Below are 20,544 nucleotides of genomic sequence, written 5' to 3'. Positions count from 1 at the left end.
TCTAGACTATCTGCGGCCTCGTACCTTTGGGCCATGACCGCATGGGATTTGTTTTGGGTAACGTTCATTAGATCGCTCTAGCGCCCGCCTGGTCCATGTTCACAAGTGATTCAGGCGAAATCGCAATACCGACCGGAGAACAACCCGGCGGCGACGCATTCCTGAAGATCATAGACGGGAGTGAATGGTAGTTAATGTAACTCATGCTCGGCCGGCATGGGCGTTCGCTCGATCCAAATGTTCGCGAACTGACGAAGCCACTACGTAGGCGAGGTCGACCGGAACAGCGTTGCCCAGTTGACGCATCGTCTCGCTCCAGGAGCCGTGAAACACGTAGTCGTCCGGGAATGTCTGCAGCCGCGCGCTCTCGCGCACCGTGAAATAGCGAACCGAGCCGTCGGGACGGCGCAGCATGTTCTCGCCGCCGGGTACCCCATGAACGCCTGCCTTCAAGGTCTTGGCGGGTTCGTCAAGCGGGCTTCCGGTATGCCCTTGGTACGAGCGGGCGCCGACTTGCAAGCGGTGGTCCTTGAACCCGTGCGCCGCCCGTGGCGACAGTTCGGGATCAGGCAGTCCGATCAGCGCGTCGCGGGTGGTTGTCCAGGGAAGCGTGGCGGGTCTAACGGCAATCGCCTCAGCAGCGCGTACTGCAGGCTCGTCGGCCAGGCGATGGCACTTAGCTATCTCATGCCGATCCCAATAGTCGCCGCCTCGATGCTGATCCCATAGAAGCGCGTCACGGGAATGCGTCTCGCGCGGGAACGACCATTCAACGCCCAGGTCCGAGCGAAACCCAACGAAGAAGACGCGCGCACGCTTTTGCGGCACACCGTAATTGGCCGCATTGAGCACTTTTGGCGGGAGCACTCGGTAGCTCAGCCCCGAGGACCGGCTCGAGGTGTGGTGCTGTTCTAATCGGGCGCGATGATCAAGCCATGTCTCATCGCCACGAAACACGATTTCGGGATACGTGAGTTGGAGGAAAATGTAGCTGAAATAAATCGCGAACGTCTCACGAGTGAGTCCCTTCACATTCTCAAAAATAAACGCTGACGGCTGGGTCTCGCGCACGACGCGCACCGCTTCTGGCCACATGTCGCGATGATCATGCTGCGCGCGATGCCTCCCTCCCAGTGAGAAGGGTTGGCAGGGCGGGCCACCCGTCACCAGATCGATGCCGGCGAGACCCTCGAACGAGAAACTGCGAACATCGCCCTCGCGCGGCTCCGGCCAGTGACGTACTCCATCGGAGCCCTGCGCGCGGTTCTCGCGAATGGTGTCGCAGCACCAGCGGTCCCATTCGACAACCTCGATCGGCTTGAACCCCGCGCGGCTAACGCCTAATCCAAGGCCTCCGGCGCCGGCGAAAAGCTCAATCGCCTTCATCAATCCCCTCGACAAACCAATAAAGTCGGTTTCCTAATTGTTCTCTATCCTTCATCCTGCATTCCCAGACAAGCAGGACATGCCACCCAAGCGTTTTAAGTTGCGAGATATTTTCTGCGTCGCGTGCGCGGTTACCCTCCAGCTTCGGCACCCAGAAGTCCAGCCGACTCTTCGGCAACCGCGCCAGCCGGCACGCTGGGTCGCTGTGGCGGTGCCAGAAACAGCCGTGTACGAATATCGCGCGTTTGCGACTTCGAAAGACAATGTCGGGATTGCCGGGTAGGTCACGTGCATGGAGGCGATATCTGTATCCCATGCGCCAGAGTAGCTGCCTGACAATCAGCTCGGGCTTAGTGTCCACGCCGGTGACTCTCGCCATGCGCTGACTTCGTTCGAGAACGGTAAGGGTGTCGGTCACTACACGAGCATAAAGAAAGTTGATCTCGCGTGTCTAGGGTTGGCTCGCCGCAGATGGCTGCAACTGTGAGCCGGAATCGATCAACGGGGCACCTGCAGAGCTTTGCGCTTAACAGGGATCGGCGGTTTTTGCGATTTCGTCGTTCTAAAGATGGGTGATAACCGGGGTCGTCCCAGTCGCAGGTATTGATGCCGGATCGATCGAGCCTTGCACCAAGTGGTTGAAGACGGTTGTGTCGAGCATCACTTTCAGGGGGGGCGGTTACCCTGGCGGTTACCCTAGAGCGTTTTCGGGGTTACACCTCCGAACCTGCTCTCCTTCTAACTACTTGTGACTGTTTGGTGGAGCCAATCGGAATCGAACCGACGACCTCTTGATTGCCATGCAACTGTACTGTTGACGATCCGTAGTTCCTGGCCCCGCGCCTTTTGCGAGGGCCCTTCCTGCACCGAGCAGGCTGGCTATTTGCTGGACCACGGCAATTGGGGCTTGCGCATGAAGTATTGCGATCTGGTCATGAAGGGCGGCATCACGAGTGGGCTCGTGTATCCAAACGCCGTTCTCGCCCTCACCCAGCAATTCCGCTTTAAGAATATTGGCGGCACTTCAGCTGGCGCCATCGCGGCGGCGATCACCGCTGCGGCTGCCTATGGCGATCGGCAAAAGCGGAGCTCAGAGTTGCCAGGAGTCGGCTCTCCCAAGATTGGCTTCGCCGGCCTTGAAGGCGTCGCCAAGAAGCTCACGGCGGAAGGGTTCATCTTTGGACTCTTCCAGCCAGCGGCCGGCGCACGCAACGCTTATCGCTTGCTTGTCACGCTGACCGGCGAAGGTTCGCAGCTGATGAAAGCCGCCACAATGCTTTTGGCGGTCTTGATAATAGCGCCAATTGAAGCCGTGCTCACACTCGCGATCTTTCTCGGCCTGGGCCTCTGGATCGACGGCCTCCCAGGGGTGTGGTCAGCGGCAGTGCCAGCGGCGCTCTGCGCTTACGCGGCTGCCGCGGCGTTTGCGGTTTTGCGCATTGCACGGGTCACGCGACGAAACCTTCTTGGCATATGCAACGGCATGCCCTCGAAACCGTGGCTCGGTAACTCGCATCCCGCGCTCACGGAGTGGTTGCACGAGGCCATTCAGGAGCTGTCCGGCAAACCCACGAATGAACCGCTGACCTTCGCCGAGCTTTGGGCCGCCCCCAGATATGACGACGAGCCGAAGTCGGAACAGGCGATCTCGCTACAGATGATATCGACCGACGTGTCGCACCATGAGCCCCGAAGCATCCCCTTCGAGAACGCCCGCTTCTGGTTCCGCCAAGACCAGTTTGAGATGCTGTTTCCAAAGTCGGTGATTGCAGCAATGATCCGCGGCAAAGCGCCGACGACCATTGGCGAAGACGAGTACTTTGAGCTGCCCCACGCAGGTGCTCTTCCAGTGGTCGTAGGCATGCGCATGAGTTTGAGCTTCCCGCTACTCATCAGCGCCGTCCCTCTTCACGAAGCGCAGTACCGACGGCATGAAAGTGCTGCCGACGACGTCGCGCCCAATCAGAATTCCCAAGACTCCGTTCTTTCGACTGCAGAGGCGCTCACAACGGGAGGGACGCCTGGAGGCGCAGGAGCCAGATCATTCCGTGTATGCTGGTTCTCCGACGGCGGCATCAGCAGCAACTTCCCCATACATCTGTTCGACGCAGCGCTGCCTCGCTGGCCGACCTTCGCTATTAACCTGGTCGGCACTAGGGAAAACGAGGGCCGCAGCAGTACTGAGGTCTTTCTGCCAAGCGAAAACAATCAGGGCTGGCAGCAAAGCTACAACTCGATAGCTGCTCCGTCTGCCGCGCGAGAGTTGTCGAACTTTCTCTTCGGCATCATCGCGACGATGCAAAACTGGCGCGACCTTCTTCAGTCCCGAGCTCCTGGTCACCGCGACCGGATCGCCCACGTGCCGCTGTCATCGGAAGAAGGGGGGCTGAACCTGAACATGCCACAGTCCGTGCTGGATTCGGTGGCCGCAAAGGGTACGGCTGCCGGCGGCGTCTTCTCACGCTTTTCGTTCGACAACCACTATTGGGTACGCTGGCGCAACGTAGCGGCAGCACTGCAGCGATACATCATACAAGTGGCAGAAAATGCCAAGTCTACGGTTCCCGACTATGCCGGCGCCCACTCGATGGCAGAGAGCGGCAACCCGGAGCCACCGTCCTACCAGTTTAGGTCGCAAGATCGTCAGGCGGCGGCCGAAGCTCTGTTGAAATCTCTGGAGGAAAATGGGGCTGAGTGGTCAGATCTTGGGCCAGACCTGACAATAGGAGCCCCTCGCCCGCTACCCCAGCTTCGGATCACCCCAACATACTGATGAATGGCGATCTACCGATGGGCCATCCCAATCTCCCAGTGGGCTTCAGGCTTGGGCCTGCAACTAGAGATCGACGGGAGAGCACAGCACATGGTGGATGAGTACCGCTTTTGGCGTCCCTGCGCTTTGACATGAAGGGCGGCAATGGTGCAGCCGAATGGCGGCTATCCGCTGGCAACGACCCAAGATCGGACCGTCTGGAATCGGCCCGATTGAGACGTTCACAAAGTCGTCCCAGAGCGTCCGCAGTTGGCGATTGTGCCGTTTCGGAACCGGGTGGACCTTGGGCAGGATCGCAATCAACCTAGGGTCAAAGTCGCATAAGATGCAGCTTGGAACTCAATTGTAGGACGGTGGCGATCAGTCAGCGCCAGAACCTTTTAGCTCGGACGACCGCCTGATACAAAAAGTCCGCTTCTACCAGCGATGCCCAACCTCTTCACAGAAGTCGTTGCCCCGATAAAGCCGACTTCATCGCGAGCGGCATTGTAGTCGTCATAGTGTTTGTTCGGTGGCAACATGTACATTGCGCGCCCAACAGGGTCGCTTGGGCACGGAACGAGGTCGCGGACCAGATTTCCGATACCCGACTACCCGTTCGAGGAACAAAGGGCATTCAATGAAACGCCGGACTGTCGTCGTCGAAGGCCCTCTTGCCTTCCGGATGCGCCGGATCGCGGCCGCGCGCCGCGGCGAAACCGGCGTGCAAATCCTCACTATGCCGCAACTGGCCGCCCGCTTGGCCGGCGGCTTTACGCAACCTGCCCGATCCGAAGACCTCGATCCAGCCATCCGGGCTGCACTCGAAGCCGGAGGGTTTGCCGAGTTAGAAAGTATCCGGCAGCTTCCAGGTATGATCCGTGCCGTCGCAAGGACGCTCGCCAAAACCTGGCAGGCCGACCTTTCGCTGCCGATAGGGGACGACCGCAGCGCCCGACTGGCGGATATTGCCGAGATCGAGCATCGCGTCCGCGCAAACCTACCCAGAGGCGTGCTGACGGCGCGTGACCTTCGCGACGCCGCGCTAAAGCGCCTCGGCCATGCGGCGGCCGTGCTAGGGTCAGTGGAGCTTGACCGCGTCGTCAGCGTCGCCCCGGTCTGGCACCCTCTGCTTCAGGCTCTAAATCAGACGGTGCCTCTCTCCTGGCGCAGCCCCGGCGCCACGGACATCAGCTGGTTCCCGGGCGAGATCACTTCTGACCGGCTCCCAACAACTGTCGCCATGGAGACGGTGTCCTGCGCCAATCCTGCTGCTGAAGTGGTGGAAGCGCTACGCTGGATGCGCGAGCTCATCGCATCCGGAAGAGCGAGACCCGAAGAAATTGCGATTTGCGCAACCTCGACCAGGGAATGGGACGAGCACTTTCTCATGCTGGCAGCGGACGCCGACCTGCCGCTGCATTTCTCGCACGGTGTGCTGGCACTCGCGTCGCGCGAAGGCCAGGCTTGTGGCGCACTTGCCGACGTTCTCTTGAATGGCCTCAGTCAGGATCGCCTGCGCCGGCTCTTTAGTCACGCCGCAGGCCGGAGCCGCGCCTTGCAAAACTTGCCGCTTAACTGGGCGCTTGGATTGCAACCTGGTGCCGCTCTCCTTGAACTCGATCAATGGCTTCGCGCGCTAGACGAAGCGCGCCGGCTTCGAACCGACGGCATCGATCCCAGGCCGATCCTGACGCCCGTCCTCGAAATGCTGGCCAACGGCCCGGCCGCGGCGGATCAGGCTGGCTTGATGCTGCTGGAAACCTCCGCTCGTGCGCTCTGGAGCGAAGCACTGCGGCGCGCGCCTGCCAAGGCGCTGGAGTTCTCGCTGCAGGAGCTTCGCTTGCCCGACGGCCGCGACCCGGGCGCCTGTGCCGTGTGGTGTCCGGCGAGTCATCTCGCCGCGGCACCTCGCCGGTGGGTACGGCTGCTCGGCATGACCACACGCTCATGGCCGCGCCGCGCTGCGGAAGATCCGCTGATCCCAAGCCATGTTTTGTCCCATGGTATACTTGATCCCGATCCTGTCACTGCGCAGGACCGACGTGCGTTCCAAGTAATCACTGCCCAAGCGTCTGGTGGCTGCATCCTATCGAGAAGCCGCCGGAATGCCCAAGGCGGCCTCCTCGCGGCCAGTCCGCTCGCACCGCAAGGGGCCGGTGTTCAAGGGCTCAAGCGGGCGCGAATCCCGACGCACGCGTTCAGCGAGGCCGATCGTCTGCTCGCCCGGCCGGACGAGGCCGTGGGCTCGCCGGCGCTGGCGGCGGCTAATGCGTGCTGGCGCGACTGGCGAAGTCCCGCGATCACCGCGCATGATGGTCGGACGAGGGCCGATCATCCAGTCATCGCACGCGCCATCGATGAGGTTCAGTCCGCGACGTCGCTGCGGCTGATGCTCCGCGACCCGCTCGCATTCCTGTGGCGCTATGCATTGGGCTGGCGGTCGGTCCTCGAAGACGATCAGCCGCTGACACTCGATGCGCGTGCCTATGGCGATCTCGTGCATGAGCTCCTCAAGCGGACCGTCGATACGCTCGAGCCCAGTCCAGGCTATTCCCGCGCCGCGCGGCACGAGATCGAGACCGCCTTGGCAGAGGCGGCGACGACGGTCAGTGCGGAGTGGCCGCTAAAGCGATCCGTGCCGCCGTTGCTGCTGTGGCGGCACACCCTCGACGCTGCTGCCCAACTGGCGCTCAAAGCCTTGACGCTTGACGAGACGTTCCAGCCGGGCACGCGCAGCTGGACCGAACTAGCGTTCGGCTATGCCGACGGGGCAGTTGCTGCGGCGAGCGATCTTCCTTGGGATCCGACCGCGCCGGTTGAAATCACCGGAACCACAGTTCGGGTCAAGGGCAGCATCGACCGGCTCGACATCACCGCCACAGGAAACGCCGTTCGCGTTTCGGATTACAAGACGGGTGCAGAGCCAAAGAAGGCCGACCAGATCGTGCTTGGGGGCGGCGCCGAGCTCCAGCGCGTCATCTATGCGCTGGCGGCGCGGCAACTCGTGCCGGACAACCCGCGCGTCGTCGCCCGCCTCATCTACCTCGGCGGCGGCGAGCCGCGGGTCTACAAACTGCCCGATATCGATCGCGCCATCGCCGAGATCGCAGACCATGTGAGGGCGGCCGGTGTCCTTTTGCGGCAGGGGTGGGCCTTGCCCGGTCCGGACGCGCGCGAGAACTGGAACGACTTCCGGCTGGCGCTTCCAGCATCGCCGACAACGTACTTTCAGACCAAACAGTCGGCGCTGAGCCGCGCGTTCGACGATTTTGCGCGCGTCTGGAGCTGCCGATGATCCAACTGGCGGACAGTTTCTCGCGCCGGCGGGCTCTGACTGAACTTGACTCGACTTTGCTGGTCGAGGCGGCAGCTGGCACCGGCAAGACCGCCCTGATGGCGGGGCGCGTGACGATGCTGCTTGCGCGCGGCGCCCAACCCAGTGAGATCGCGGCCATCACTTTTACTGAGCTGGCGGCCAGCAAGCTGTCGGTGCGCGTCCATCGCTACGTCAACGAACTTCTGGCCGAACGAGTGCCCGCTCCATTGCGGGAAGCTCTGCCCAATGGCCTCGACGCGGCTCAGCGGGATGCAATGTCCGCCGCCGCCGCCAACCTTGACGAACTTACGACCGCAACAATCCACGCCTTCTGTCAGACCATCATCTCAAGCTACGCGGTCGAGGCTGATATTGATCCAGGCGCGCAGATGCTCGATGCCGTCCAGGCCGCCGCTGCGTTTGACTCCGTATTCGAGCAATGGCTCAAACGGCGGCTCAACAGTCCGGAGCGGCCAAGCGATCCGATCGCAGTCTTGTCGCGCCAAGACCCCCGCCGCGTTGTCTCCACCCTTCAGGAACTGGCGCGCTTTCGTCTCAAGCATCGTGATGCGCGGGCGCTGCCGGCCGACCTCACCGGCCGCCCGGACATCGACCTGGCCGAAGCGGTCGCGGATTTCCGGCGCTGGATAGCCACTCAACCCGTCGAGCCCAAAACGCTCGAGCTGGTGGGCGAGCTCGAGACGCTGGCAAACTTTTACGCCGGCAGCTTTGAGACACCGCCCGATTTTCCCCGGCTCTGGGGGCTCGCCCATCCGATTCGACTTTCCTGCATGCGGAAGAACACGTTCGATCTAATCAGGCCAAGACGGAAATCGGCCTGGGAAAAGGTCGCCGGGAAGGATCTGGGTAGCCAGCTCAGTGGGGAGGCCGGCCAATACTTCGACCGGGTCGACTATTGCTACCGGGTGGTGCTCGGCCGGGTTGCAACTGCGCTTGTCGCTGGCTTATCCGATGAACTCGATGAGGTGCTTGACGACTACGCCGCCTTCAAACGCGCCGCGGCCGTCCTTGATTTCGACGATCTTCTGGAGCGGACTCGGGCCCTGGTCCGCGACTACGATGCCGTGCGCAGCGCTCTCGGGGCCCGCTACCGGCACATCTTCGTGGACGAGTTCCAAGACACCGACCCCATTCAGTCCGAAATCCTGTTTCTGATCACCGCTGAAGACCGCGCGCCGCGCTGGCAGGAGAACGTCTTGAGGCCTGGGGCGCTCTTCATGGTCGGCGACCCGAAACAGGCCATTTACCGGTTCCGCGGCGCCGATGTCGGATCTTATGCGCAGGCGCGTGCCGCAATCGAACGGCGCTGGTCGGACAACATCATCCAGATCACCGCTAACTTCCGCTCTCGGCCGGACATTCTTACTTATGTCAACCGCTGCTTCGAGACGCCACTTTCTGGTGTCGGGCAACCTGGCTATGTGGCGCTCACGGCGACCATCGATCCTCCCACCCACGACCTTCCGTGTGCAGCCAGGATCACCGTCGACGTCCCGCCCAATTCGCGGTCAGAGCACATCCGCGATGCCGAGGCAGAAGTCGTCGCTGAACTCTGCATGCGGCTCATCGGCAATCTGCACGTTCGCGACGACGACGGCTTGATGGTTCCGCTCACCGCCGGCGGAATAGCCCTGCTTGCGCCGACAGGCACTGAACTGTGGCGCTATGAACGCGCGCTGGAACAACGAGGCCTGCCGATCGCGTCCCAAGCGGGCAAGGGCCTGTTCCGACGTCAGGAGGTGCAGGATATGCTCGCCCTAGCTCGCGTGCTCGCCGACGCCGGCGACAGCCTGGCCTTCGGCGCGCTGATGCGAGGCCCCCTTGTCGGACTGACCGAGGAAGAGCTTCTCGATATCACCGCGGCTTTGCCCCAAAACCCCGATCGCCCGCGCGCGGTTCCGCGATTCTCGTTGTTGACCGACCTGAGCGACGTCACGCATCCGATTGCGCGTCGGACACTTTCGATCCTGCAAGACCTGAGATGGAAATCGAGAGCGACGACACCAGCGCTGCTGCTTGCCGCAGCAGCGGAGTGGCTGGCCGTTCGACCTATTCTTGCCGCGCGCGAAGGTGATCGCAGCGCCCGCGCGGCTGCGAACGTAGAAGCCTTTCTCGAACGTGCGCGGCCTTACGGAGTCACCGGTCTGAAGCGGTTCGTCCGTGACATCACCAGGGATTGGAGTCAGGGAGTTCCGTCCAACGAGGGCCGGGTTGATGCCGAAGGCGACGCCATCGAGATCATCACCATCCACAGCGCGAAGGGGCTGGAATGGCCGGTGGTGATTCCGGTCAACACAGCCACCTTGCTCCGCTCGCGCGAGCCGTTCGTGCATCGCGCGTCCGATAACACGCTGCACTGGCTCATAGGCGACGTCGTCCCGCCCGATCTTCTGCTGGCACTCGCGTCAGATGATGAATGCCTTGCCCGTGAACGCGAGCGCCTTTGGTATGTCGCATGCACTCGCGCTCGCGAGCTCCTCCTCGTCCCAGAGCTGCCGCAGGCGGAGCAAAGATCCTGGGCGCGGATCGTCGACTTGGCGCAACACGACCTCCCGCTGCTGGATCTCTCGCGTTTCGAACCGGCACCGCGCCCTGCCGCGGCCGATCTGCCAAACGGACAGACGCCGGACATCTTCGCGACAGAGCGTGCCGCCATTGCCGCTGCCGCCGTCCCGCTCACGTGGCTTCAGCCGAGCAACCAGGATCCCGATCGCGTTCCTATGACCGAAGCCATCTCGATCGGCTCCGGCGACACTCCGGAGACGGAGCTGCCGATTGGAGCAGGACGTGTCCGAGGCCTCGTCCTGCATAAGGTGATGGAGGAGGTCCTGACTGGCGAACTTGGTGAAGGCCTCGTCGGGTTCGCCGATCGCGCCCGGGAGCTTATCGCAGAGCTGGTGGTCGATCGCGAAGACGAGGCCGATCTTCCCGAAGCCGAGGAAATCGCCTCGACCGCCTGGAGAACCCTGCATCTCCCGGAGATCGCCGCCCTGCGGCCGGGCCTCGTTCCAGAGTGGCCGATCTACGCCTTGCTCGCCGATGCGAGCGAGCCCACAGCGCTTGCCGGCCGGATTGACGCCGTCGCATTGGACGAGGGTCGCGCCTCGGTCGTTCTCGATTGGAAAAGTGACATCGCGCCGACGGAAGAAGACATGCGAATTCACGCGGGCCAACTCGAGGACTACTTGCGAACAACCGGGGCTCGCCGCGGCGCGTTGGTCTATATGACCCCTGGCACTGTGCGGTGGGTGGAGCCAGGTGTCCGCGCTGATTGAACCCGTGACGTGTCAAATTCACGCCCTTCATCAAAGGCGACCTTTGTCTCCTGCACGGTGAATGGCCGCTTCGCGCCTAAAGTCGGCCATTGAGGTCAGCTTTGCCGTCGCCTGAAAGCAGACATCGCCTGCGACACGTGCCGGGGGTGGTGACTGCGCCGGTTGGCCCCTGCGAAGTCGAAAGGCGTCGGCAAAAACTTCTCCTAAGAAGGCGGCAAAACGGAAGTCCCAAAGCTGAGAGCTTGCGCATATCGGCTGGATAGCCCGCTTGTTGCTCGACCAGCGCTCGGCCGCCGGCCCGTGTGGGACTAGCGTTCAAGGTAACGACGGAGGCCGCAGATCTATCTGCCAAGCCGCGGCTTGGTCGGCCGTGACGCCGTTCCGTTCGAGCGCATCGAGCAGATCATCCGCCCGGGGCAGTCCCATGGCGAGGCGGTAGGTGCCCAACCTAGCGCGCAGGCGAGGCCACCCTTCCTCTTCGCGGCTGAAATTCAGAAACGGAATAATCCGCCTGACCCTGGTCGGACTGGGCCCCTTTTCGAACAACCAGCATGGTGACAGCTCGTTATCCTCGTCAAGCGTTGCTGCGATCTCGAACAGCGTGCGCCAAGGGTCGGAAACTGGGGAGGCCCCCCCTTCGGCCAAGCCAGAAAGCTTGATCGCGCCAGCGACGTTCAACCGGACGGCGTGGCCCTTATAGCGATGAACGCGTCCCTCGCGCTGCTCGAGTTCAACAGGTGTTCGGGGGAGATTCCAGTGCACGACGGCGTGGCACCAAGGATGAAAGTCCAGGCCCTCCTGTCCAACCGCGGTCGAGGCGAGGACGAATGGCCTGAACGGAGAATTGAATGCGGCGCGCACCGCATCGAGGCGGCTGACCGTGCCGTCAGCCTCTTTCACCTCCGCAAATCGCGCGCCATGCCGACAGCGCAAGCGCACGGCGTCCACCGGCGCATCGGTCGTCGGGTTGCGGCGTCGCTCGAGACCGCTCACGTCGATAGAGGCACGGCGAAGCGTCAGCGCAGCGTGAACCGCTATCGCGGCCATCTCTAGTTTCTTCGCGTCCGTGCCATCGAACATGGCAAGGCCGTCAGCCTCGAAGTGCAGATGCTCGTCGAGCAGGGACTGGAGATTGCCATCGATGCAATAGTCGAGTGCCTGATCCCAGAACACGCGCCTTCGTCCGGGATGCTCGAGTTGAATGGCCGCAGCCGCCTCGCTTTGGTTGAACAGGCTTTGGAAGCCACGTGCGATATGGAAAGCGCCGCGTCTAAGCTGCGAGGTTGGAACTTGCGCGAATGGGGTTCGCGAAAGCCCGCGATATGCGCAGTTGCCTGGACCAGCCACTGCGAGTTTCGCAAGTACCTGGACGAGATTTCGGGGGCGTCTTCCGAGTCGGTCAGGGTGGGCGAGAATGGCGTAGATCGCACCTTTCACCCGTTCGAGGTCGACTTGAATAGCCTCTTTGGAGGCGAGGAAAGGGTCATCCATGCGCCGCCAATCCCTGTTTGCTGCATCCCCTTCCAGGAGGAGTGGGGCGGCCCAGTACCAACGATCATCGACACGTCCCGCCTGACCGCCCGAAGGAAGCGATTTAAGCGCCGTCCTGATCCTGGCTTCAGCGAGCTTGAGAACGTCCTGCCGATCAATTGGTGCACCTGCTGCGACGGCAGCAGGCAAGGGATCGCCCCACTTTGCCATACACGGCCCGGACAACAGAAGCGCAAGAGGGACCATAGCCAGGGTTGGATCACCTGCGGCCTGATTGGCACGGCCAAGACGAAGCATGTTCCCCAACTCGCCGAAGCGCTTGTGGCGCTGACCAAGGCCGTGTTCGGCGCGCCGATTGCGTGTTATGCGCGAGGCCCGCAACCCTGCCGCAAGACGTCCCTCGATTTCGTATGACGTCAGTGCCGCTATGGCGTCGGGCGCAAGCCGCCATTCGGTGAAAACGAGCCGCTTCAGATCCGGCGCGGCCTCGGCGAATTGCCCCCCGGGTTTCAGATAAGGTAGCGATGGCGGGATCCACAGCAGTCGCTCGACGCCCGGAGGCATGGCATCCTTGACGAGATGGCGCAGTCGCGGCGAAGGAGACTCGATAAGATCGAGGCGTTTCAGCGCTTGGCGATCAAGTAGCAGTTGACCTGTTCTCGCCTGCTGCGAGACGAAATGACGATCCTTCTTGGTCGCCACGTTGATCGCAGCGTCCCGGAATTGATAGTCGCGCATGAAGTCAAGGAAGAAGGGGGCGGACTTCCAGTATTCGACCGGATCGCGGGTTTGCAGCCGCCTCGCAATTCGGCGCGCGGCCATAGCGCCGCTGAGATCGCTGGCGCTTGGAGAAACGCTTCGAGCCTCCTCTGAGACCATGGCGTTGGCGACCGCTCTGGTTCGTTCGGTGCGGCACATGATCTTGCCTAGGATCGCCCGCGCATCGTCACGCGCTGCCATGACTGTGCCGGGTTCCGGCGGATGCGCCCGGATCGCGCGCGCGTAGCGGTCGAGCGCCTCCGACAGTGCGGCCGCGACCTGTGCGTCGGCGAGGAAACGCACAAGTGCGACCAGGTCCGCATAGGGTTTTTCATCCGGCGCGATGAAACCGCCCGGCAGGCGGTAGGGCGTTGCCGAGAGGAGGAGGACGCGACGTTCCGGAATGTCTTGCGTCAGCAGGCGCTCTGCCAAACGCACGGCGAAATCGTGCTCGGCATTCGCAAAATCGAAAAGGGACGCGAACCGCTGGAACTCGTCGACGATTACCAGCCCGTTGCTGGCCATAGCCTCCGCGCTGCGCAAGGCGAGCTCCTTGCGCAATCTGCCGACAAGTGCATCGCGCTTTCTCTTGAACGCCTGCTTGGCCTTCGCCCCCTTCCCGACCGTCTTTGCCTCTTTGGCCAGTCGCCGCGTGTCTGACTGCAGGGCTTCATCCTGCTTCAACGCGGTTCGGAACGCTCGCAGCACAGCTTGGTCGAACTTCAACTTCTTCAGCCTATCGGTCTCGGTCTTCCACCTCGCGTCTGAAACCTGCTGCATGATCGTCCGAAAGCCATTGCCTCTGAACATCGAGCGCAGGCACCAGAAAATGAGCGCGCGTTCGCGAGCTGTGCCAGACCGGCCTGTCACCTTGAACGATGTGTCGGGCGTCAGCGCGAAGTAGCGAATGCCATTGGGCGCGGGCGGTTCGGCTGCAAGCAAAGTCAGGCGCGTTGCCTTGGTGTTGCCGCCGTGGCCGTGAACTTTCAGCCGCTTGAGATTCTGGCTCGCGACAGGCTGGCTTGAGCACAGATAGACGATGTCGGTGCTCTCGCCGGGTCTGCGTCGCAGCGCTTCGGCAAGAACTTCACGTGCGACCATGGTCTTCCCAAGGCCGACCTCGTCCGCGACCAGGAAACGGCGGGCGGGCTTAGCATCCTCCCAGAACCGCTTTATTACATAGGCGATGGTCCTCGCCTGGAAGCGCGTGGGCTCGCTTCTGCCGGTTGATGCGCTCATGATTGGCTGCTCGCCATATTAAGAACTTCTGACCAGAGTTGCAGGAATTCCGGCGGGGCCACGCTTGCCAGTTCGTCCGGGCTGAAGGCGTTGAGGGTTTCTTTGATCGACTGCAATCGGGCCGGTTCGTCGGCGGCGCAGCGGATAAGCATTTCGAGCAGCCCCGATTGGCCGGCTGGCCTCCAGCTTGCGGCCTGACCTTGGGCGTCGTCTGTGCCCGCAATGGTCTCCAGCATCTGAAAATCACCCAGTAGCGTCCGGAGGAAATCGGAGAAGCTGCGCTTTTCGGACAGCAAAGCCTTCAGCGCTGCGTGACGCCGCGCCATGTCCTCGACCCCGCGCACTTCGAGATTAAGAACGAAAGCGACAGGTCCCTCGGGTCCATCTGCTTCGAAGACGGTGAAGCCGGTGATCTCCGCCAGTTCGAGCGTGCCGGGAAGCCGGGCCGCCTCCCCGGCGGAAAGGGCGTCCCCGCATGCGCCCCCGCGGGCGCTGGCGAGCGTCGCCGGACGGAAGCGGAGGTGGGGCAACAGCGCTCCAACGTCAGGGTACGGCGCCTGCGGCACCAGGCTCAGCTCCCAGCCGGCCTCTCCAAGGCTGCAGGCGAGATGGAGTTGCGCGGCCAGCAGATAGGCCCGGGCGGGACGGTCGTCGAAGGGTTGGGGAGGAGGCGCGCTTGCCGGTTCCGGTTCGTAGTCATCCAACACTGACCCGAGGCTGCTGCGCTCAAGGAGCGTGTCGATACCGGCTGCGCCAACCGCCCTGGTACAATCGAAGCTCACCATGAACTCGACATTCTGGCCGGAGATGGCCGACGAGGTGGCATTCATCGATCCGACCGCCATCCGGACCTTCGAGCGATTTTCCCAGAGCAAGATCTTGGCGTGGATGCCGTTGGTGCTCGCCGCTTCAGTAAGCTCGCCCGGAGGGGCCAGCACCATAGGGCGATCGAACCGCCCGCTGATGACCGGCCAGCACCGATCCAGGGCAAGCGGGCGCGACACTAGGAGCGGACGAGCGTCCGCCGATCGTGCGAGGGTCTTGATGGCGCCTGGGGTCAAAAAGGGCGAAATGACCGCAAGCCGTTCGCTCTTAGGCTGGCTCCAGGGGCGACCGGGCTGGTTGCCCACGAGGTGGAATGTCGGCGCGCCGATCCCGGCGGGCATTTTCCATTTAGCTGTCTCGACCTCCTCGGCGAGTTTCAGCAGCATCGCGCGCCGTTCAGCATCGAGGGGGCGATGGCATCGACCCGGCAGCAGACGCAGAAGCGCGCCAAGATCATTCGCCTTCAGCTCTGCGGAAGCAACGTTGCTGTCCAGAACGATGCCGGCATCCCAGGAGGCGTCACCTGTCAGATTGCGGCTCATGATTGCCGCGCGCAGCAACGATCGGTTCGTCTCGCCATGTTTGAATCGCATGACCCAGACTTTGGGATGGAAGCTGCCGCCGTTTGGCGCCGACACCTCATGCACCATCTCCTCGGCTTCGATGATCGCGGGCGGCATGCGTTCGGCTGGGCGGATTGCCGCGCCCTGGCAAAAGATGGCCGTGCGGCCGCAGATGCGCTTGAGCCCGGCGAGGTCTGCAGCGGTGAAGATACCGGCCTCCCGCCTGAACCCGTCGGCGCCGTCGACCAGCATTGCCGCAGGCAACGAAAGAACCGTATCAAGCGAGGCCGAATAGGTGGTCGCAACGAGACAATCCAGCTGGAAGCCGCTTGGCGGACGCAGGACATCGTAGAACGACAATCGGCTTTGCGGCTCAAGCATCGGCAGGCTTTGCCAGATCGTTGAGGCAGCTGCGCGCGATGCGCCAGCGGAAATCCATCTGCTGGCTTCCAGACTCGCCTCTCCATCGCTCGCGCTGCTTGGCTGAGCGTATGCGCGACGTGCCACTACCCGCCTTGAGATAGACTTCCCGATCGCTTACGAGCCGGTTTGCGTCTTGGTCATTGAGCAGGCTCTGCGGCTTATCGCAGAGTTGCGTCCATCGCCGGACGAAACCTATCGCCTTTTCGTCGATCCGGTGACGGGTGATTGCTCCGATTGCCTGTAGGTCCGGGATGCGCCGGGCAAGCAGGATCACATCGGCGGGATTAAGCTCATCGACCCAGCTGAGGAAGGCGTCGTCATGGTGTGTGCGCAAGCGCTCAGTGCTTTCGCTCAACGGCAACAGGCGCGCGACGCAGACATTGTAGAGGATCGCCGCGCCGTACATGACCCGGGCAAAAGCGCCGCCCAGCATGACCATATCGCGCGCCTCGGTCTTGAGGCTGCTTATGCGCGGATGGTCCCAGAGCGCTTGCACGTTGGTCTTGCGGCGATAGCGAGCGAATGTGCCGAACAGGTTGTACTCATGTCCGCGTCTGTCCGAGTCAACGGAGGCGTCCACCAGTCGCCCGCGAAGGAAGTTTGCTTCCTCAGCATTCAGAGTGAAATCGAGTTCGACCTTTGGAAAGCCCTTCGGAGGGCCGGGGCGATCAGGATCGAAGCCTAGGTCGACCGATGACTTGGCGCCTTCCTCGTTGAAATTGTCTGCTCGGCCGGCGCTGCGGCTCGACGCCACCTGGCGAGCCCAGCGCCGGCGGTTGCCGCGCGCGCTGCGCATCCCGACGACGAACAGACCGTTCCAGTAGATTTCGCTCGCCGTGCGCTTGAGATTTTCCTTGCTCTCGATCCCAATAACGCCCTTGCCCTCGCCAAGGTGCTCGAGCGAATGGATCAGGGCGTCTTCATTTTCTCGCAACGTGCTCAGGATGCGACTGGCCTCACCCTGCGACGCCGCAATTTCGCAGCACCACTGGACGAAGAGAAAATAGCGCACACGCTGCTGGATCGTCGAAAGGCCGGGGAAGAAGAGGTCGGCGAAGCTGTCCCTTATGGAGGCAAGACCAAGCTCATCGCGCGCATCATGTCCCTTGGCAGCGCCTAGAGCGCGCAGGATTTCATCTTCCTGCCGCGGATCGTGATCCACCCACCCCAGAAAATTCATTCAAATCCCCCCAGCAAGCATTAGCTTGCCGAAGCTGACACATCAAGGCGTCGGCCGACTTTACATGTCGAGGCTTTATTTTGGGCCACGGCGCATGGAACTGTCCGGCATCCGCTTTGCTGCCCGTGACTGTCAATCTATTGGCACTGCCCTGAGCTCAATGGCTTCTGCTATTTGAAAATGCCTGTTCCGCCATCTGCCGGCGCACAGCTCCTCGAAGCGATTTCAGTCTCCGAACGGCGCGATCGCCGTTGACGTTTGACGGCGATGCGTGGAATAGCCGGCGGGGCGAGTAGCCACGTAAATCTCAAAGTACAGCGAGCCTGGTGCGCCATCCGCTACTCATCCTCAACCTCACCAACAGCGCCTTCAATGCGAACTGCTCGGGATCAAACGGAGGAACTGCTCATCGAGCGATGAACATGCCAAAGATCGGAATGCCGGGGAAGCGCCCGGCAAGCTTGGTCTGCATGGCGCGGTAATGCGTGGCGGCAGTCAGGACATCGTCGAAGATGGCAATTGAGGTGACCGGATTACTGTTCGCCACAGCTTCATCGATCTCGTAGATGGCGAGCAGGTCTTCAACGGTTAGACTGCTGTTCGTCTCGTGCGCTGCCGAGTGAGAATCGTTGTGCCTCACGATCTCCCGAACGTCGGGCGCAGGCGTGCTCAGCAGCCTAGCGACCTAGGTCAAGCGGTCGTCGTAGTCTGGATGACCCTGCGCTTTTGAAGATGGGACCGAGACGATAGTGCCCGTCGCCAACCAACTGGGATTGATTGCCTGGTACAACGCGGCAGCGCGCTGCTGAATGGCCGCAGACTTGTATCTCCAACCGCCCTTCAGATCGTGGACACCGCTCCAACGTAGCGATCTGTAGCCCTTTAGCGCGCTAAGTCCAAGATCAGACGGTCCGCTTCCGGCCCCAAACGCGACGTCTGGGTAGTGGTTCGGCGATGACCGCTCTTTGCGCGAAACGATCATTCAGCTGCGGTCGCGAAGAAGTTTTTATCATATATTGGAATTCAGCTGCATTCGGCTAGTGAGAGTTCACCCAACCTGCTGGCTGCTGGCGCACTGCAAGTAATTGAAATTGTTCAGATTGAAAGCTGAGAACCAAAAGTGCGAAGTTGAGAGCTTCGGAGAATGTTGAGCCAGAGCACGCCCATTCAGCCCGGGGGGCCGGCAGCGCGGTTGGCAGCTTAAATTGAAAAGCCCCGCGGTTCTGCGCGGTTCGTGCGCCGTCGAGCCGAGACAGAGAATGTTGGGGCAGGGACTGTTGGCGGAGGAGAGGTACTGGGATCCAACCTTCTCCACCTATGGCGCAGAGTATCCCTCTCTGAATAGGCAAGCGGTCGGCAACCGAGGATCCAACTGACGAGCTTGGTGTGTCCCGAAATGGGGTCCGTCGCGCTCCGACACTGCTTTCAGTTTCTAACCTTGCCTATTGCCGAGGTCGATCCAGGTTGGTGCGTGGTCGCTCGTCTTTTCCCAACCGCGGACGTGACGATCTACATTGGCGAGTGTCTTCGAGCCAGCGCTTCTCACCAGCTCGGCCGCGTCGCCAATATGCCAATGTGACGGTCTGGCTATCACTTCGATCTCATTCCAGTGATTGGAGCCGCGAGGGGTGCTCGGGACGGGCGCGAACGCGGTAGGGCAACACCGCAGTCGCTCCATTGGTTTTCGGCGATGTAAATCATGTAATTATGGATTGTAAATCCCGCAATTTCTTTTGAGTTTCTGAAAGTTGATTTTCGAGCGAACCAATCCAAAGGTATTGCCGATACCATAGTGCAATAGAGTTAATGTTGCCGACGGTCGATCCTTCTCTCACATCCGAATGATCGGATAGAGATAGGAGGACGTCATGTTAGCATCACTATCGCCCACGCGGTGCAAACTACATGCCACCACGGCTCACGCCGGGGTCGGCGACTCAATCCGCCCCTTCTGCGTCAACGTTCCCGAGTCGGAACTGACCGAATTGCGCCGGTTTCGGCACAATGCCATGACCCTACTCATCACGACGCTTGCCGCAGTCGCGACAGGAGCCGTGCTCGCTACGAGCGCCTTCGCCCAGAGCGCGAGGGACGTCCGCGGCGCTTCACCCTTCGAAACAATCGAGAACGAACCCGCACCAAAACTGATTGTGGATCCACCACTTCCGGGCCCACTGGCCCAGGGCCTCTTTCAGGCCCAGTACCGGACGGAGAACGTGCACATCGTGCCGGTGTTCGGGGAGGGCGCCCTCAAGGCATCTCCCCGCATCGGGCATCTGCATATAACCGTCGACGACCACGAATTCTTGTGGGCGGATTCGGGTAACACCAATACTGTCGACATTGCAGGGTTTTCGCCCGGCGATCACAAGGTGAAGATCGAGTTGGTCGACGCTAACCACAACGTCTTCGCCGGACAATCTGTGACGGTACCATTCACTGTGCCTCCTGCAAAATAGGGAGACCGGCTTTCCGCTAATGCCCCGGAAACGGTGCCGTCGCGGGAGTGGTTGCATTTGGGAGTTGGCGTAGTCTCCGGGTGTCAAACCTCGAATCATCCGGCGTTAGAGCGCCGGACAGGAGACTACGCCATGACAAGGACTCCCATGTATGCGGAGCCATTCATCCTGAGGAAGGCGACGAGCTATCTTCGACAGGGCAAGCCGACCGATACTGGCTGGGGCGCCGGGCCGCGCAGCACCATGTGCCGGGCAGCGGGTCCGTTAATCGGCATGCTGGAACGATAGGAGAAAGGATTTCGATATGACTGAGAAACTTCTCTTCACTGGCAAGACCCACAATACTAGCGGTCGCGATGGCGGAGCCCGCAGCAGCGACGGCCAGCTGGACATCAAGCTAAAGCAGCCGCACCCGGCCGCCGAAAACCTGTTCGGTGCCGCCTGGTCGGCCTGCTACATGGGAGCGCTCGAGGTCGCAGCCTCCCAGAGAAACATCAAGCTTCCGGCGGGTACCGCGGTCGATGCAGAGATCGATTTGAACTCAGACGCCGGCTCCTACTTCCTGCGGGCGCGCCTCAACGTCAGCGTGCCGGGCGTCGACCCTCAGGTTGCGCGCGAGCTGCTCGGTGCGGCACACAGCATTTGTCCGTACTCCAAGGCGACGCACGGCAACATCAACGTTGCGACCAAGCTCCTCTGAACCCGGTCAAGTCTGCCCGGCGGAGACCGCGAAAGCCGGAGCTGTTCACCAATGAACTCAGAATAGCGTCCGGTCGCTGCATTGAGATCCAGTAATTGCGCGGCGCCAAAGTGGCGCCGAACGCATTAGGGCAACACCGCAGTCGCAGGTTG

At 61.7% G+C, this 20,544-nt stretch carries 12 protein-coding genes; 6 read left to right on the top strand and 6 right to left on the bottom strand.

From position 1 onward, the window contains the following. Positions 1 to 201 precede the first annotated feature (201 nt). Complete coding sequence (locus tag EOC93_RS15660) at positions 202 to 1,386, bottom strand: DNA cytosine methyltransferase (protein ID WP_127205048.1); 1,185 nt, start codon at positions 1,384 to 1,386, stop codon at positions 202 to 204. Continuing rightward, entirely contained in the window at positions 1,373 to 1,804 is a 432-nt protein-coding gene (locus EOC93_RS15655) for a very short patch repair endonuclease (protein ID WP_127205047.1), read from the bottom strand. The genes EOC93_RS15660 and EOC93_RS15655 overlap by 14 nt, the downstream gene beginning before the upstream one ends. 465 nt (positions 1,805 to 2,269) lie before the next feature. Here EOC93_RS15655 and EOC93_RS15645 point away from each other — a divergent pair, with 465 nt between their 5' ends. From EOC93_RS15645 to EOC93_RS15635, 3 genes are all read left to right on the top strand, one after another. After that, positions 2,270 to 4,159 carry a patatin-like phospholipase family protein gene (locus EOC93_RS15645; protein ID WP_281033144.1) on the top strand — a complete coding sequence of 630 codons (1,890 nt, stop codon included), beginning with the start codon at positions 2,270 to 2,272 and terminating at the stop codon, positions 4,157 to 4,159. 619 nt (positions 4,160 to 4,778) lie between these two features. Continuing rightward, complete coding sequence (locus EOC93_RS15640; RefSeq protein ID WP_127205046.1) at positions 4,779 to 7,436, top strand: PD-(D/E)XK nuclease family protein; 2,658 nt, start codon at positions 4,779 to 4,781, stop codon at positions 7,434 to 7,436. Continuing rightward, positions 7,433 to 10,753 carry a UvrD-helicase domain-containing protein gene (locus tag EOC93_RS15635; protein ID WP_127205045.1) on the top strand — a complete coding sequence of 1,107 codons (3,321 nt, stop codon included), beginning with the start codon at positions 7,433 to 7,435 and terminating at the stop codon, positions 10,751 to 10,753. Before EOC93_RS15640 ends, EOC93_RS15635 begins: the two co-directional genes overlap by 4 nt. Before the next feature lie 315 nt (positions 10,754 to 11,068). Here the strand turns inward: EOC93_RS15635 and EOC93_RS15630 are convergent, their stop codons facing one another. The 4 genes from EOC93_RS15630 to EOC93_RS15615 all read right to left on the bottom strand — a co-directional run bounded on the left by EOC93_RS15630 (position 11,069) and on the right by EOC93_RS15615 (position 17,873). Further along, a complete protein-coding gene (locus EOC93_RS15630) occupies positions 11,069 to 13,783 on the bottom strand; it encodes a helicase-related protein (protein ID WP_164759152.1) in 2,715 nt (904 codons plus the stop codon). Between the two features lie 455 nt (positions 13,784 to 14,238). Next, on the bottom strand, positions 14,239 to 16,011 hold the full coding sequence (locus EOC93_RS15625) for a phospholipase D family protein (RefSeq protein WP_127205043.1): 1,773 nt from the start codon (positions 16,009 to 16,011) through the stop codon (positions 14,239 to 14,241). After that, positions 16,004 to 17,233, bottom strand: a complete 1,230-nt coding sequence (locus EOC93_RS15620; RefSeq protein WP_127205042.1) for a DUF6361 family protein — start codon at positions 17,231 to 17,233, stop codon at positions 16,004 to 16,006. The genes EOC93_RS15625 and EOC93_RS15620 overlap by 8 nt, the downstream gene beginning before the upstream one ends. Before the next feature lie 406 nt (positions 17,234 to 17,639). Next, entirely contained in the window at positions 17,640 to 17,873 is a 234-nt protein-coding gene (locus tag EOC93_RS15615; RefSeq protein ID WP_127205041.1) for a hypothetical protein, read from the bottom strand. A gap of 1,228 nt (positions 17,874 to 19,101) precedes the next feature. Here EOC93_RS15615 and EOC93_RS15610 point away from each other — a divergent pair. The 3 genes from EOC93_RS15610 to EOC93_RS15605 all read left to right on the top strand — a co-directional run bounded on the left by EOC93_RS15610 (position 19,102) and on the right by EOC93_RS15605 (position 20,392). Further along, the gene (locus EOC93_RS15610; RefSeq protein ID WP_348627602.1) at positions 19,102 to 19,692 is read left to right on the top strand and encodes a DUF6130 family protein; all 591 of its coding nucleotides are present in this window, start codon (positions 19,102 to 19,104) and stop codon (positions 19,690 to 19,692) included. 132 nt (positions 19,693 to 19,824) lie between these two features. Continuing rightward, a complete protein-coding gene (locus tag EOC93_RS34110; protein ID WP_164759151.1) occupies positions 19,825 to 19,980 on the top strand; it encodes a hypothetical protein in 156 nt (51 codons plus the stop codon). Between the two features lie 16 nt (positions 19,981 to 19,996). Continuing rightward, positions 19,997 to 20,392, top strand: a complete 396-nt coding sequence (locus EOC93_RS15605) for an Ohr family peroxiredoxin (RefSeq protein ID WP_127205040.1) — start codon at positions 19,997 to 19,999, stop codon at positions 20,390 to 20,392. Positions 20,393 to 20,544: the final 152 nt, after the last annotated feature.

It is taken from the genome of Mesorhizobium sp. M6A.T.Ce.TU.002.03.1.1 (genome assembly GCF_003997275.1).
GTDB classification, from domain to species: Bacteria; Pseudomonadota; Alphaproteobacteria; order Rhizobiales; family Rhizobiaceae; genus Mesorhizobium; species Mesorhizobium mediterraneum.
The sequence above is the reverse complement of the archived record's forward strand: the minus strand, read 5'-3'. Positions and strand labels throughout refer to the sequence as shown.

Coding starts and splice junctions, on each gene's coding strand:
- EOC93_RS15660 (WP_127205048.1), bottom strand. CDS start 1,386: ATGAAGGCGATTGAGCTTTTCGCCGGCGCCGGAGGCCTTGGATTAGGC.
- EOC93_RS15640 (WP_127205046.1), top strand. CDS start 4,779: ATGAAACGCCGGACTGTCGTCGTCGAAGGCCCTCTTGCCTTCCGGATG.
- EOC93_RS15635 (WP_127205045.1), top strand. CDS start 7,433: ATGATCCAACTGGCGGACAGTTTCTCGCGCCGGCGGGCTCTGACTGAA.
- EOC93_RS15630 (WP_164759152.1), bottom strand. CDS start 13,783: ATGCAGCAGGTTTCAGACGCGAGGTGGAAGACCGAGACCGATAGGCTG.
- EOC93_RS15625 (WP_127205043.1), bottom strand. CDS start 16,011: ATGCTTGAGCCGCAAAGCCGATTGTCGTTCTACGATGTCCTGCGTCCG.
- EOC93_RS15620 (WP_127205042.1), bottom strand. CDS start 17,233: ATGAATTTTCTGGGGTGGGTGGATCACGATCCGCGGCAGGAAGATGAA.
- EOC93_RS15610 (WP_348627602.1), top strand. CDS start 19,102: ATGTTAGCATCACTATCGCCCACGCGGTGCAAACTACATGCCACCACG.
- EOC93_RS34110 (WP_164759151.1), top strand. CDS start 19,825: ATGACAAGGACTCCCATGTATGCGGAGCCATTCATCCTGAGGAAGGCG.
- EOC93_RS15605 (WP_127205040.1), top strand. CDS start 19,997: ATGACTGAGAAACTTCTCTTCACTGGCAAGACCCACAATACTAGCGGT.